15 protein-coding genes are annotated in these 13882 nt (G+C 63.4%); 10 read left to right on the top strand and 5 right to left on the bottom strand.

The window, feature by feature from the left end:
• Positions 1-231 precede the first annotated feature (231 nt).
• The 3 genes from LG30_RS0105765 to LG30_RS0105755 all read right to left on the bottom strand — a co-directional run bounded on the left by LG30_RS0105765 (position 232) and on the right by LG30_RS0105755 (position 1751).
• A complete protein-coding gene (locus LG30_RS0105765; protein WP_033129764.1) occupies positions 232-624 on the bottom strand; it encodes a DoxX family protein in 393 nt (130 codons plus the stop codon).
• Positions 625-707: 83 nt separating this feature from the next.
• A complete protein-coding gene (locus LG30_RS0105760; protein WP_033129763.1) occupies positions 708-1394 on the bottom strand; it encodes a pirin family protein in 687 nt (228 codons plus the stop codon).
• Between the two features lie 30 nt (positions 1395-1424).
• The gene (locus tag LG30_RS0105755; protein ID WP_033129762.1) at positions 1425-1751 is read right to left on the bottom strand and encodes a hypothetical protein; all 327 of its coding nucleotides are present in this window, start codon (positions 1749-1751) and stop codon (positions 1425-1427) included.
• A 259-nt stretch (positions 1752-2010) separates the two neighbouring features.
• Here LG30_RS0105755 and LG30_RS0105750 point away from each other — a divergent pair, with 259 nt between their 5' ends.
• Together LG30_RS0105750 and LG30_RS0105745 are read left to right on the top strand one after the other, a co-directional pair.
• Positions 2011-2925, top strand: a complete 915-nt coding sequence (locus LG30_RS0105750) for a LysR family transcriptional regulator (RefSeq protein ID WP_033129761.1) — start codon at positions 2011-2013, stop codon at positions 2923-2925.
• A 438-nt stretch (positions 2926-3363) separates the two neighbouring features.
• Positions 3364-4128, top strand: coding sequence for a helix-turn-helix domain-containing protein (locus LG30_RS0105745; RefSeq protein ID WP_033129760.1), 765 nt, complete (start codon positions 3364-3366; stop codon positions 4126-4128).
• Positions 4129-4199: 71 nt separating this feature from the next.
• Here LG30_RS0105745 and LG30_RS0105740 read toward each other — a convergent pair whose 3' ends face one another.
• Entirely contained in the window at positions 4200-5033 is an 834-nt protein-coding gene (locus LG30_RS0105740) for a UTRA domain-containing protein (RefSeq protein WP_052100865.1), read from the bottom strand.
• 263 nt (positions 5034-5296) lie between these two features.
• Here LG30_RS0105740 and LG30_RS0105735 point away from each other — a divergent pair, with 263 nt between their 5' ends.
• The 6 genes from LG30_RS0105735 to LG30_RS0105710 all read left to right on the top strand — a co-directional run bounded on the left by LG30_RS0105735 (position 5297) and on the right by LG30_RS0105710 (position 10611).
• Complete coding sequence (locus LG30_RS0105735; protein WP_033129759.1) at positions 5297-6343, top strand: ABC transporter substrate-binding protein; 1047 nt, start codon at positions 5297-5299, stop codon at positions 6341-6343.
• Positions 6344-6352: 9 nt separating this feature from the next.
• Entirely contained in the window at positions 6353-7186 is an 834-nt protein-coding gene (locus tag LG30_RS0105730; protein WP_033129758.1) for an alkaline phosphatase family protein, read from the top strand.
• Complete coding sequence (locus LG30_RS0105725; RefSeq protein WP_033129757.1) at positions 7186-8082, top strand: ABC transporter permease; 897 nt, start codon at positions 7186-7188, stop codon at positions 8080-8082. Before LG30_RS0105730 ends, LG30_RS0105725 begins: the two co-directional genes overlap by 1 nt.
• On the top strand, positions 8075-8851 hold the full coding sequence (locus LG30_RS0105720; protein WP_033129756.1) for an ABC transporter permease: 777 nt from the start codon (positions 8075-8077) through the stop codon (positions 8849-8851). Before LG30_RS0105725 ends, LG30_RS0105720 begins: the two co-directional genes overlap by 8 nt.
• Before the next feature lie 6 nt (positions 8852-8857).
• Positions 8858-9865, top strand: coding sequence for an ABC transporter ATP-binding protein (locus tag LG30_RS0105715; RefSeq protein ID WP_033129755.1), 1008 nt, complete (start codon positions 8858-8860; stop codon positions 9863-9865).
• A gap of 86 nt (positions 9866-9951) precedes the next feature.
• Positions 9952-10611 carry an HAD family hydrolase gene (locus LG30_RS0105710; RefSeq protein ID WP_033129754.1) on the top strand — a complete coding sequence of 220 codons (660 nt, stop codon included), beginning with the start codon at positions 9952-9954 and terminating at the stop codon, positions 10609-10611.
• 15 nt (positions 10612-10626) lie between these two features.
• Here LG30_RS0105710 and LG30_RS0105705 read toward each other — a convergent pair whose 3' ends face one another.
• Positions 10627-12189, bottom strand: coding sequence for a sensor domain-containing diguanylate cyclase (locus tag LG30_RS0105705; RefSeq protein WP_052100864.1), 1563 nt, complete (start codon positions 12187-12189; stop codon positions 10627-10629).
• Between the two features lie 167 nt (positions 12190-12356).
• Between LG30_RS0105705 and LG30_RS0105700 the strand changes: the two genes are divergently transcribed.
• Positions 12357-12797 (top strand): DUF2214 family protein, encoded by a 441-nt coding sequence (locus LG30_RS0105700; protein WP_033129791.1) that lies wholly within the window; start codon positions 12357-12359, stop codon positions 12795-12797.
• A 133-nt stretch (positions 12798-12930) separates the two neighbouring features.
• On the top strand, positions 12931-13842 hold the full coding sequence (locus tag LG30_RS0105695; protein ID WP_033129753.1) for a DMT family transporter: 912 nt from the start codon (positions 12931-12933) through the stop codon (positions 13840-13842).
• The last annotated feature ends 40 nt before the right edge of the window (positions 13843-13882 follow it).

The raw sequence follows: 13882 nt of genomic DNA, 5'->3' as shown, positions 1-13882 counted from the left end.
GCCAATTCAACGATGCAAGGGATGAGGTGAGGGGGCAAACAGCAATGACCGCCGTCACGTCGCACGAAATGGGATTGTCAGGGATCGGGGGGGAAGATGCAAAAGGCGCTTGTCGGCGGGGATCACAGCCTCATCAAGGACGGAGCGTGAGGGCGGCAAAAGGCAGCCAATAAAAAGGCCGGTGCAGCTGCACCGGCCAAAAGGCGTTGGAAAACTTAAACTTGCAGAGACTTACCAGTTCTTGCCGAGACGGGCGTCCAGGCTGAAGGCACCGGCACCGGCCGCCGCCAGGGCCAGGAAGCCACCGGCAATGGAGAGGTTCTTCATGAACATCAGCATCTGCATCTGCTCGGCAGGCTGATAGTGGAAAATAAAGGCGGCCATCAGGGTGAAACCACCCATCAACACGGCGATGCTACGGGTAAACAGGCCCAGCATGATGGCGAGGCCACCCCCCAGCTCCAGCAGGATCACCAGCGGCAGTATGGCGCCGGGCACCCCCATGGCTTCCATGTAACCCTGGGTACCGGCATAGCCGCTGATCTTGCCCCAGCCTGCAATCACGAACATCAGCGCCAGCAATACACGACCCACCAGCAGTGCCACGTCTTTCATCTTTTCCATTTTCAGATTCCTTTGATTACCAGTAACTCGTTAATAGTGTAAGACCGAATTGTTAACTCATTCATTTTGCCGAGATTTATTTATCAGGGCAGATCAAACAGCAGAGCCTCACTCCCTTGGGAGGCCCTGAGCGACCAGCGCTGCTCGTCACGACTGAGCAGGCCATCGCCGGGTCGGGCAGCCAGACCGTTGCCAGTCAGCTCCCCTGAAATCAATTGCAGGTATCCGTGTCGTCCTTGCAATGCCCATTCGAGGGTCTCCCCCTCGGCGAGCAGCAACCGCCATACCTTCGCCTGCTGGCGGATCCTGAAGGATCCCCCCTCGCCATCCGGTGACGCCACCAGCGTCAGTCCGGGCTGGTTTTCAATCTTCTTCTGCTGATAGCCCGGTGTCGTGCCGACTTCGTTCGGCTCGATCCAGATCTGCAACAGGGAGAGCGGTTCGGTCTGCGAGGGGTTGTACTCGCTGTGCCGGATGCCGGACCCTGCGCTCATCAGCTGGAAATCCCCCGCCGGGATCTGCTCGGCATGGCCGAGGCTGTCCCTGTGCTCTATGGTGCCTTTCAGCACGCAGGTCAGGATCTCCATGTTGGCGTGAGGGTGGGTGGCAAAGCCGCCACCCGGCGACACCAGATCCTGGTTGATGACCCGCAGGACAGAGTGTCCCATCCAGTCCGGGTCATAGTAATGACCGAACGAGAAGCTGTGACGTGCATCCAGCCAGCCAAAGTTGGCCTTGCCTCGCGCTTCTGCGGCTCTCAATTTCATCATGGTGTGCTCCTCAGGTACCAATAGGGTTGCTTAACGCTGGCGACCGTCACCCAGACCGAACGGGATGCGGTAGCTGCTGTTCTCGTTGCCCAGGCTGACCGTCAGGTTGCCCTGGGTGCGGCTCGGGATCTGTACCAGCTGGGTGCCCGTCAGGTTCGCATGGACGGATGCCAGCACATCACCGGACTCGTCACGCACCTCCAGCATGGGGTTGGCCTTGCCGTCGATGGCGGCGTCCGCCTGCCAGTTGACCACCAGCACGCCAGGGGCGGCGCTGAAGTTGGCGGGAACGGCAGCCTGAGCTACACCGGCGGTCATCAGGCCTGCAACGGCCAGCATCTTGATTACGTTTTTCATGTTTCACTCTCTTGTTTTATATGTCATTGCCAAGGCCGGGTCGGCCCGAATCAATGCATCCATGCAAGAGGTTATTCAAATATAGTGTTGTTCTTTTACTGACATCAGACATCTCATCTTGGGTGTCACAGTCCTGAACTATCGCTTATTTGGCCGCTCGGCCTTCCTGCCGAAGCGTTGGTTGAATATTAAGGTCACTTGCCCTAAGTTGTTAGCGAGATAATCTGGCAAACATGTTCAAAAAAATTGAAGGGTAGATATGGCCAAGGAGACCAACAAGGAACGGGCGCTGACCCTGGAAGCCATCCGGGTGCTGGATGCCATCGACCGTCGTGGCAGCTTCGCGGCGGCCGCCGATGAACTCGGCAAGGTGCCCTCGGCGCTGAGCTACACGGTGCAGAAGCTGGAGGACGAGCTGGACGCCATGCTGTTCGATCGCAGCGGCCATCGCACCAAGTTCACCCCGGCCGGGCGCATGCTGCTGGAGCAGGGCCGGGTGCTGCTGGAGGCCGCCGAGCATCTGGTGGGCGAGACCCGGGCGCTGGCCCGCGGTTGGGAGACCGACATCACGGTGGCCGTCGATGCCCTGGTGCCGGTGCAGGCGCTCTACCCGCTGGTGGAGCGGCTGGCCGAGCTCACCGACACCCGTCTGCGGTTTCGCGCCGAGGTGCTGGCGGGCAGCTGGGAGTGTCTGGAGGATGGCCGCGCCGACCTGCTCATCTCCTCCCTCAACCCCGATCTGACCCTGACCGGCATCAAGCATCAGCTGTTGCAGGAGGAGGTGATGCTCTACGTCGCCCACCCGGATCACCCGCTGCACCAGGAGGCCGAGCCTCTGGCGGACGATACCCTGCGCCGCTACCGCGCCATCGCCATCGCCGACACCGCCCTGCGCAAGCCGGTGCTCACCTACCGCCTGCTGGACAAGCAGCCGCGCCTCACCGTCAGTACCATGAGCGAGAAGCGCGATGCCCTGCTGGCGGGCATCGGCGTCGGCACCATGCCCCAGAGCTGGATCGAGGAGGACATCAAGGCGGGACGGCTCAAGGTGATAGGGCCCGAATATCGGCACCAGATCCAGGTCGCGCTGGCCTGGCGACGGGATACCATGGGCAAGGCCAAGAGCTGGCTGGTGCGGGAGATCCCCAAGCTGTTCCCCTGCAAGGGGGAATGAGGCCGCCGACTGAGGGCCGACAGCGAGAAGTATCGAAAGATGCGCCTCAGCCTTGACGGCGGGCTCAGATTTGGAGAAAAGAAAAAGCGGATCTCTCGCGAGTTCCGCTCAATGCCAGGAAAGAAAAAAAACCTTGCGGTTTAAAAACCCTTAATTTGGAAGCAAACAATCGTTTTCCAGGCCCCAGGGGCCGCGAATCCGATCCGGTTCGGATTATGTGCGATGTGCCGTGCATCACCAGCAAAATGTTGAAAGGTTGAAGGATATGCACCGCAAGGTGTCATTATCTGCCACCGGCCTCCTTCCTGGTCGGGCCACGCCGGTCTCTGCCGGCGGGTTTATCTTGCTCAAGCTAGACAGGTGTCAAAACTTGAGCCCAAAACAAAAAAAGAACTCACTCTCTGACACGACACAAAATGCAGATAAAGGATTAGTTGCATGACCTACAGCCAGACCCTGGCCAACCAGATTCTCGACACCCTGAAGAAGGCCCTGACCGACAAGGGGATCCGCTACCAGACCCTGGCGGAGGCCATGGGCGTCTCCATCGCCACCATCAAGCGGATGATGAACAAGTCTTCCCTGCCGTTCGATACCCTGCTGGAGCTCTGCCACCTGGTGGGCCTGTCGTTCGAGGAGCTGCTGGATCGCACCCAGGATGCCCAGAGCCGGCGCGCCGTCTTCACCCAGGAGCAGGACGAGGCATTCCACAAGGAGCCTGGCCTCTACGCCTTCCTCGCCAACATCTTCTGGCGCGACAAGGCCCTGGTGGATCTGAAGCGGGAGTACGGCCTGACCGATGCGTCCTGCTACCTCTACCTGCGCAAGCTGGAGCGGCTCGGCATACTGCAGCTCGGCCTCGACAACAGCTACCACTTTCTCATCAGCGAGCGCATCAGCTTCGAGCAGCACAGCCGCTTCGCCCGCCAGCAGGCGCGCCAGGCCATGGCGGTGCTGGGGGACTATCTGGTGGAGAACATGCACAAGTCCAACAACTACATGGCGCTCTGTCAGCTCCATCTGGACGAGACCGAGGCCATGGCGCTGATCGATCGGATGAAGGAGTACTGGCATCAGGAGCTCAAACTGAACCGCCCCGCCATCGGCCAGCGGGAGCACACCAAGACCTACACCATGTCCCTGCAACTGGCGGACTGCGGCTACCAGAGCTTCGACGATCTGATCCCCAATATCGACAACTGATCCCCTGGCCGGGCGCGAGGATCCTCTCTCTGTACAGGATCCTTGCCCCCATCAGGACAGGATCCCCTTCCTCATGCCCGGATCTTCCCCTGACTCTCCACTGGCGCTCCCGCTCTCGTCCCCAACGGGGGCAGGAGCGCCCGGGTGTCCAGGCAGATGCGGATCGCATCCGGCCGCCAGTGCTCGATGTCGCAGTCCACCAGACTCCCCTGCTCGTCATAGTTGACCCGCACCAGTCGCAGCACCGCGCTCCCCGGTGCCAGGTTGAGGGCGCGGGCGATGGGGCCTCGCGCCGCCGAGGGGGTGATCTCCAGACTGGCGCCGCCTTGGCCTATGCCATAGCGCTGCTGATAGAGCTCGGTGAGGGAGCTCGCCAGGGGGGCGCTGGCGATGTCGGGGAAACGGCTCGCCAGCAGATGATGGCTGACGTGCAACACGGGGCGACCGTCGATCAGCCGCTGACGGCGGATCTCGTAGAGCGGGGTGAAGGGGGCCAGCCCCATCCAGCGGCACAGCTCGCTGCTGGCCAGGGCGCCACCGTGGGCCAGCACCCGGGTCTCGGCCACCCGCTGCTGCTCGCCGATCCACTGGTGGAAGTGGGTGTGGATGGCGGGATCATAGGTGAGCCTTGGGGGCGCCACGAACCAGCCGCGCCGCTCGGCTCTGTAGATGAGACCGTCCGCTTCCAGGCTGGACAGCGCCTCCTTGACGGTGATGCGGGTGGTGGCGAAACGCTCGCTCAGGGCACGCTCGGCGGGCAGCTGCTGCCCCGCCCCCAGCTGGCCGCTGCCGATATAGCGGCGCAGGGTCTGGCAGATCTGTTCACTCTTGGAGGGGGTTCGGCCATCGGCCACCACCTGCTCGCTCAGTCGCGGCTCTCTCACTGTCACATCCCTGTTAGTCATTCGGCTGGAGTAGACCAGCGGCTCTCGGCCATGAGTTGTAACCCGGCGGGATGACAGCCAGGTGACAGGCTCATCAGTCTTCAAGCGGCTATCTACACACGCGCCCGCCACCGCCCTATCCACACCTTGAAGCAGCTCTGCCCTTCGAGAGGCCGCGGGTCTCATTTGTCATCAAACTGCCATTCAAATGCCCCGCCACCGTCATATTTCCCCTCTAGCATCCCTCTCGAACCTTAACTGACCTAGTCCAGAGGGATGGGATGATGAAAAGCGTGATCGCAAGTGCACTGGCCCTGGCGGCCATCAGTCAACCGCTGTTTGCCGCCGACAATATCGCGGATCTGGAAAAAGCCGCCCGCGGTGAAGGCCAGCTCAACAGCATCGGCATGCCCGACAGCTGGGCCAACTGGAAGGACACCTGGCAGCAGATCGGCAGTGTCTATGGCATCAAGCACCAGGACACCGACATGAGCTCGGCCCAGGAGATCGCCAAGTTTGCCGCCGAGAAGAGCAATGCCACCGCCGACATCGGCGACGTGGGTGGCGCCTTCGGCCCGGTCGCGGTCAAGCAGGGGGTCACCCAGCCCTACAAACCCTCCACCTGGGCGGACATTCCGAACTGGGCCAAGGACGCGGACGGCCACTGGATGCTGGCCTATACCGGCACCATCGCCTTCCTGATCAACAAGGATCTGGTCAAGGCCGCCCCCACCAGCTGGCAGTCCCTGCTCGGCGGTGACTACAAGGTGACCCTGGGAGACGTGGGGGTCGCCTCCCAGGCCAACAACGGCGTGCTGGCGGCGGCCTATGCCACCGGCGGCAGCGAAAAGGATCTCAAACCCGCGCTGGAGCTGTTCGGCCAGCTGGCCAAGCAGGGCCGCCTGTCGCTGAACGACCCGACCATAGCCAACATCGAGAAGGGTGAGGTGGAGGTGGGCGTGCTGTGGGACTTCAACGCCCTCAACTACCGCGACCAGATCGATCCCAAGAAGTTTGATGTGGTGATCCCGAGCGACGGCTCCGTCATCGCCGGCTACACCACCATCATCAACAAGTGGGCCAAGAACCCCAACGCCGCCAAGCTGGCGCGGGAATACATCCTCTCGGACGCAGGGCAAATCAACCTGGCTCGTGGCTATGCCCGCCCCATCCGCGGCAACGTCACCCTGCCGGATGACGTCAAGGCCAAGCTGCTGCCGGCGGAGCAATACGCCAACGCCAAGCCGGTGCAGGATCACGCCGCCTGGGAGCAGAGCTCCAAGGCCCTGCCGCGCCAGTGGCAGGAAACCGTCATGATCAACATGCAATAAGGACAGCCTGTGCAACACAAGGTGATAGTGGTACTTGTGGATGGCCTGTCTGCCGAGGTAGCCCACACCATGGGCTACCTCGCTGGCATGGTGGAGGCAGAGCGCGGGCTCTACACGACCCTGACGTGCGCCCTGCCCTCCCTCTCCCGGCCGCTCTACGAGTGCATCCTGACCGGCGTGCCGCCCGTGGCGAGCGGCATCACCCACAACGGTGTCAGCCGCCTCAGTCAACACGACTCCATCTTCCATCTCGCCCGCGCCGCCGGCAAAGGCACCGCCGCTGCGGCCTATCACTGGGTCAGCGAGCTCTACAACCAGAGCCCCTGGCAACCGCTGCGGGATCGCTTCACCCATGACGAGCAACTGCCGATCCAGCACGGCTGCTTCTACTGGGACGACGGCTACCCCGACAGCCATCTGCTGTTGGACGGCGAATGGCTGCGCAGCCAGTACGACCCCGACTTCCTGCTGATCCATCCCATGGGGGTGGACGACGCGGGCCATCGCTTCGGGCTGGATTCCCGCCAGTACCGCAATCAGGCACGGCGCATGGACAGCCTGCTGGCAGATCTGCTGCCCCAGTGGCTAGGAGAGGGCTATCAGGTGCTTATTACCGCGGATCACGGCATGAACGAGGATCTCAGCCACGGTGGCACCCTGCCCGAAGAGCGCGGCGTGCCGCTCTGGCTGTTTGGGGAAGCCTTCGTGACCCAGTGGCCGGCCGGTCCCGCACTGCAACAGACCCAGCTCTGTGCCCTGATGGCGGACCTGCTCGGGGTGCCCCACGACAAGCCGAGCGGCCCCCAACTGCTCAAGGCGAGCCACCAGCGGGAGGTGCACTGATGATGCCCGCCGCCACTGACACCCTGACAACACAAGACGCACACCAGGGCCGCACCCGCCGCCACTGGCTGCCCGCCCTGGTGCTGCTGCCCTTCGCCCTGCTGATGATACTGTTCCAGCTCGCCCCCATGGTGTGGGTGCTGGTGGGCAGCTTCCAGACGCCAGACGGCTGGGGACTGGCCCATTACCGGGAGATCCTGAGCTCCCCCTTCTACCTGCAGTCGTTTGGCAACTCGTTTCGCATCGCCGGCATCGCCAGCCTGGCGGGGCTCGCCATCGGCACCCTGGGGGCGGCGGCCCTGCGTCATAGCGGCGAGGGGATCAAGCGCCTGCTGCTGGCGTTTGTCACCATGACCAGCAACTTCAGCGGCGTGCCGCTGGCCTTCGCCTTCATCATCGTGCTCGGCATCAACGGCGCCATCACCCTGCTGCTGAAATCCTGGGGCTGGATCGACGGCTTCAACCTCTACTCGGGCAGCGGCCTCATCCTCATCTACACCTACTTCCAGATACCGCTGGCCCTGCTGCTGCTCTACCCGGCCTTCGATGCCCTGCAGGATGACTGGCCCCAGGCCGCCGCCCTGCTCGGCGCCAGCAAGCGGCAATATGTATGGCACGTGGCGCTGCCGGTGCTTACCCCTGCCCTGCTCGGCACCCTGATCATCCTGTTTGCCAATGCGGTAGGCGCCTATGCCTCCGCCTACGCCCTCACCACCGGCAACTTCAACCTGGTGACCATACGAGTGGCCAGCCTGGTCTCCGGCGACATCTTCCTCGAACCGAACCTGGCGGCGGCGCTGGCGGTGATCCTGATGGTGCTGCTGGGGGTCGTCACAGCCGCCAACCAGTGGCTGCTGAAAAGAAGCTATGTGAACAAGGGGAACCAGCATGCGTGATCTCAACCCCCGCTGGCCAAAGTGGGTGCTTGGCGCCCTGGTGGCGACCCTGCTGCTGCCCCTGCTGGCCACCTTTATCTACTCCATCTCCACCCGCTGGGGGGCGACCCTGCTGCCGGACGGCTTCACCCTCGACTGGTATCTGAAGTTGTGGGGAGATCCCCGCTTCCTGGCCGCCTTCGGCCGCAGTTTGCTGGTCTGCTTCGCCACCCTGCTGCTGGGGACAGTCGTGCTGGTGCCCACCGTGTTGGTAGTGGCTTACTACTTTCCGAAGCTGGATCCCTGGATGAATCTGCTGATCCTGCTGCCCTTCGCGGTGCCGCCTGTGGTCTCCTCGGTGGGCCTGCTGCAGATCTACGCCGACGGCCCCCTGCCCCTCATCGGCACGCCGTGGATCCTGGTGGGCACCTGGTTCACCATAGTGCTGCCCTTCATGTACCGGGCGCTCGCCAACAACCTGCAAGGGATACCCCTCAAGGATCTGATGGACGCCGCCCACCTGCTCGGTGCCGGCAGCGCCCGCGCCTTCGCGCTGGTGGTACTGCCCTGCCTGCGCAAGGGCTTGCTGGCGGCGCTGTTCCTGTCCCTCTCCTTCCTGCTCGGGGAATTTGTGTTCGCCAACATGCTGGTGGGCACCCGCTACGAGACCCTGCAGGTCTATCTCTACAACATGCGCGCCACCTCGGGGCACTTCACCAGCGCCCTGGTGATGAGCTACTTCCTGCTGACCCTGCTGCTCACCTGGGCGGCGAACAGATTCCATCGGTGATCCAAGATGTTTCATCTAGAAGTCAATCAGTTACACAAGTCCTACGGCGAGACCCGGGTGTTCGAGGGGATCGAATTCGGCATCCGCAAGGGGGAGCTGGTCACCCTGCTCGGCCCCTCCGGCTGCGGCAAGTCCACCCTGCTGCGCGCCCTGGCCGGGCTGACCCCGGTCGACGGCGGCCAGATCCGGGTCGCCGGTGAAGACATCACCTGGCAGGCCCCCCAGCAGCGCGGCATCGGCATGGTGTTCCAGAGCTATGCCCTGTTCCCAAACATGACGGTGTGGGACAACGTGGCCTTCGGCCTGCGCATGAAGCCCCAGCCGGGGCGGGAGCTGGCCGGCAGCGTGCGGGAGGTGCTCGAACTGGTGGAGCTCGAAGACCTGGCGAAGCGCTACCCGAGCGAGCTCTCCGGCGGCCAGCGCCAGCGGGTCGCCCTGGCCCGCGCCCTGGTGGTACGACCGCGCATCCTGTTGCTGGACGAGCCATTGTCGGCGCTGGATGCCCGCATCCGCCGCAGCCTGCGCCAGCAGATCCGCGAGATCCAGCAACGGCTCGAGCTGACCACATTGTTCGTCACCCACGATCAGGAGGAGGCGCTGACCATGTCGGATCGGGTGTTCCTGATGGACAGGGGGCGCATAGTGCAGAGCGGCAGCCCGGAGCAGATCTACACCCAGCCCGCCAACGCCTTCGTGGCGAGCTTCATCGGCCACTACAACCTGCTGGATCCCGAGCAGGCCAAGTCACTGCTCGGCCCGCGAACACATAGCCGGCTGGCCCTGCGCCCCGAGTCCATCAGCCTGCTGCCGGCGGGCACCGAGGGCCATGAACACAGCCTGCCCGGCATCATTCGCCAACAGCAGTTGCTCGGCAACGTCATCCGCTACCAGGTCGAATGCGAGGCCGGGCTGCTGACGGTGGACGTGCTCAACCGCTCGGCCAGGGATCTGCTGGCGGTGGGCACCAGGGTCACCCTGGCGGTGGCCCGGGATCAGCTGTGTGAGGTAGCATAAGCCCATGGTTTGCATTCTCTTTTCAGCGGTTGCGCGGCCAGAGCGCGGCCCCTCATCATCCCCCGTTTTGATAGCAAGGAGCCCACATGGCACTGGCACTGTTTGATTTGGACGAGACCCTGATCGCCGGAGACTGTGCCAGCCTCTGGCTGGAGTACATGGTGGCCGAGGAGCTGGCCCCGGCGACCATGGTGGCCGAGGAGCAGGCCATGATGTCCCTCTACCATCAGGGCAAGATGGACATGCACCAGTACATGGCCTTCACCCTGCAACCCCTGGTGGGCAAGTCACAGGCCTGGCTCGAGCAACAGTGCCAACACTTTGCCGAGGGAGTGCTGCGGGAGCGGCTCTACCCGGAAGGGCTGGCCCGCATCGAGTGGCACCGGGAGCGCGGCGATGTGCTGGTGCTGATCTCCGCCTCCGGCGAGCACCTGGTGGCCCCCATGGCCCGCATGCTGGGGATGGATCACTGCGTCGCCATCCTGCTGGACGAGGAGGCCGGCATGCTGACCGGCCAGACCAGGGGCACTCTCAGCTTTCGCGAGGGCAAGGTGGCCCGCATCAACCAGCTGTTCGCCGGACAGTCCGGGATCTGGCAGGAGAGTCACGGCTACAGCGACTCCCACAACGATCTGCCGCTGCTGCGGGCGGTGACTCATCCCTATGCGGTCAATCCCGCCCCCGGCCTGCGCCAAGTGGCCAAGGCGCAGCGCTGGCCGATCCTGGCCTGGCAGCTGACGGCCTGAACGCAGAAGGGACCCTCAGGTCCCTTCGTTGCTCAGTGTGGCGATCCTGAGCGCTGACGCCCCCGCCGATCCCGGCGGTTGGCCGAAGTAGATACGGTTCTTGCCGTCATGTTTGGCGCGATACACCTCGGCATCCGCCAGCTCCAGCAAGGCCTTGGCATCCAGACCCGGCGCACTGGCCACCAGCCCGCCGCTGAAGGTGATGGCGAGGCCGGGTTCGCGCCAGTCCAGAGAAGCAACCCCGACTCGGAACTGCTCCAGCAGCAGGTGGCAGAAGTGGATGTCCGGGTTGATCAGCAGCACCGTCAGCTCCTCACCGCCGTAGCGGAAGACCCAGCCGTGATCCCCCAGCAGCCGGTTGCCGAGCGCAGCCACCCGCTTGAGCACCACGTCCCCGGTCTGGTGGCCATAGGTGTCATTGACCCGTTTGAAGTTGTCCAGATCCAGCATGGCCAGGCAGAAGGGCTGCTGCTCCACCAACAGATGATGCAGCCGCTCATCGAAGAAGCGCCGGTTGTAGAGGCCGGTCAGCTTGTCCAGGTTGGCCTGCTGGCGCACCTCGTGATAGTCCTTGCTCACCTCCGCCAGCTCCGCATAGACATGCCTGAGCTCGCGCATGCCGCCCTGGGGCACATCATCGGGTTGCAGACGGCTGGCGCGGATCATGGTGGAGATCTCGTCCAGCATGCGCCTGAAGTAGCGGGCCCAGAACAGCGCCAGCAGCGCATAGAGCACGCAGGCCAGCACCAACACTCCCAGCACGTTGAAGGAGGCGCGCGCCACCACGGCCTGGAAGCTGGCCGCCGGTTGCACGCTGATCAGCACCCAGTTCCAGTGGGGCAGCCGGCGATAGGCCACAAACTGCTGGGTTTCGGTGTCGAGGAAGATGCCCTCTGTGCTGTCGAAACGCGAGAGCCAGTGGGGGCTGGGCATGGACTTGAGCAGCCAGGCGGGGTCCGGATAGGCCAGCACCTTGCCGGACTGGTTGATGATCATCTGGTAGCCCGCCTCCGGCTGCTTGTTCAGCTGGGCCGAGAAGGGGGCCAGTACCACATCGATGGCCACCACGGCCTGTATCTTGCCCTCCCGATCGGACAGGGTCCGTGCCAGGGAGATCATCAGCTGGTCGTGCAGCTCACCGTAGCCCTGATAGGGGTCCGTCCACACCAGCTTGCCCGCCTGCTGGCTGGCCAGCCGATACCAGGGGCGCGTTCTGGGATCGTAGTCGGCGGGTACCTCGGGTCTGGGGTAGATGAGGAAATCGCCCTTGGCGGTGCCGACATAGGCGGAGTCGAGATCGGCCATGACCCCCTTGTAGAGCGCCCACTCCTGCAGATAGCGCTCCCCGTGCCGCAGCCCGCCGCCACTGAAGTCCTCGACCAGCGTCCGGTCGTAGATCAGATTGAACTGGCGTTCCAGCTCGTTGAGGTAGGGCTCGATGAAGGTATGCTGCAACTGCTTGTTGGTGGCGAGCAGGCGCTGCTGCAGATCGATTTGGAGGCTGCGCTCCATGTGCAGGTAGTAGATACTGCCCAGCATCAGCACCGGCAGGAAAAGCAATGCCAGCCCCAGTCGCATCCTGGCAACCAGAGACCAGTGTTGAGTGATATCAACCCGCGTGTCGTGCTTGGCCAATCCAGACCCTCGGCTATCGTCAGATGCGATGTAGTGTGAGAATATCAGCCCCGCCTAATGGCGTCCAAGAGGAAGCTTGTGGTGTGCCGGACGAGAAGGAATTTGCCCAGATGTTGAACCAGGACCTGCTGACGGCGCTCCATTATTGTGCCGTGATCACCCTGACCGGCGCCGTGACGTCGGAATATTTTCTGTTTCGCCGCGGCATGTCCATCGAACAGGTGCGCAAGCTGCTGATCGCGGACAGCCTGGTGGCGCTGGCCCTGTTGCTCATCTTCATCACCGGCGTGTTGCAGGTGTTCAACCACGATCTGACACCGAGCGTCCTGCTCGCCAATCCCGGCTATCGCATCAAGCTGCTGCTGTTCTTCTGCATGGTCATCAGTTTTGGCTACCCCAGCCGGCTGTTCCAGCGCTGGCGCCACTCCCTGCGTCAGGGGCGCGCCCCCATGGTCTCCATCCAGCAGCAATTCTGGGTGGTCTGGATCCTGCGTGGCAACCTGCTCTTGCTCGCCCTGATCCCCCTGCTGGCCAAGCTCGCCAATGGCTGAAAACCCCTGACGCGCCACCCCACCCGCAGATCAAAGAGTGAAAATGGCTGGCGACAACTCCCCCCGCGGACGGGTATCGTACTGACAGAGGCCGTGGAGTGCCGCTGTGACTGTTTTTCAGGGATGAATCCGTATGCGTTCGAACATGATGTTATTGATGGCCGCCGCCATCTGGGGACTGGGCTTCGTGGCCCAGCGCCTGGGCATGGATCACATGGGGCCCTTCACCTTCAACGGCCTGCGCTTCCTGCTCGGCGCCCTCTCGCTGCTGCCGCTGTTGTGGTGGCTCAAGTCGCGCCAGCCCAGCGCGCCATCCGGGTCATCGTCCGGCGAACGCCGGCTGCTGCTGACCGGCGGCCTCATCGCCGGTACCGTGCTGTTCAGCGCCGCCTCCCTGCAACAGGTGGGGCTGCTCTACACCACGGCCGCCAAGGCGGGTTTCATCACCGGGCTCTACATCATACTGGTGCCCGTCATCGGCCTGTTGCTGCGCCACAAAACCGGGGCCAACACCTGGGTCGGCGCCCTCATCGCCATGGCCGGGCTCTACTACCTCAGCGTGACCGACGACTTCACCATCGGCTACGGGGATCTGCTGCAGGTGGTCGGCGCCCTGTTCTGGGCCATTCACCTGTTGCTGCTGGATCACTACTCGAACCGGGTCGCCCCAATCCGCCTCGCCGGCGTGCAGTTCGTGGTATGCGGCCTGTTGAGCCTGGCCACCGCCTTCTTCATCGAGACCCCGACCCTGAGTGGTGCCGTGGCGGGCTGGCAGGCGCTGCTCTATGCCGGGCTGGTGTCGGTCGGCATCGGCTACACCCTGCAGGTGGTGGGCCAGCGTGGCGCCCACCCGGCCCATGCCGCCATCATCCTCAGCCTGGAGACGGTGTTTGCCGCCATCGGTGGCGTGCTGCTGCTGGGCGAAACCCTGGATGAACGGGCTATCGTCGGCTGCTCTCTGATGCTGGCGGGTATGCTGATCTCCCAGATCCGGCTGCGCTGGTGGTGGAAATCCCGTCGGGACAAGGTACCCAGCCAGTCCTGACCCCACGCTACCCCACAGGCTCCCTAATGGATGAGGTGTG

It is taken from the genome of Aeromonas aquatica, assembly GCF_000764655.1.
GTDB lineage: Bacteria > Pseudomonadota > Gammaproteobacteria > Enterobacterales > Aeromonadaceae > Aeromonas > Aeromonas aquatica.
The sequence above is the reverse complement of the archived record's forward strand: the minus strand, read 5'-3'. Positions and strand labels throughout refer to the sequence as shown.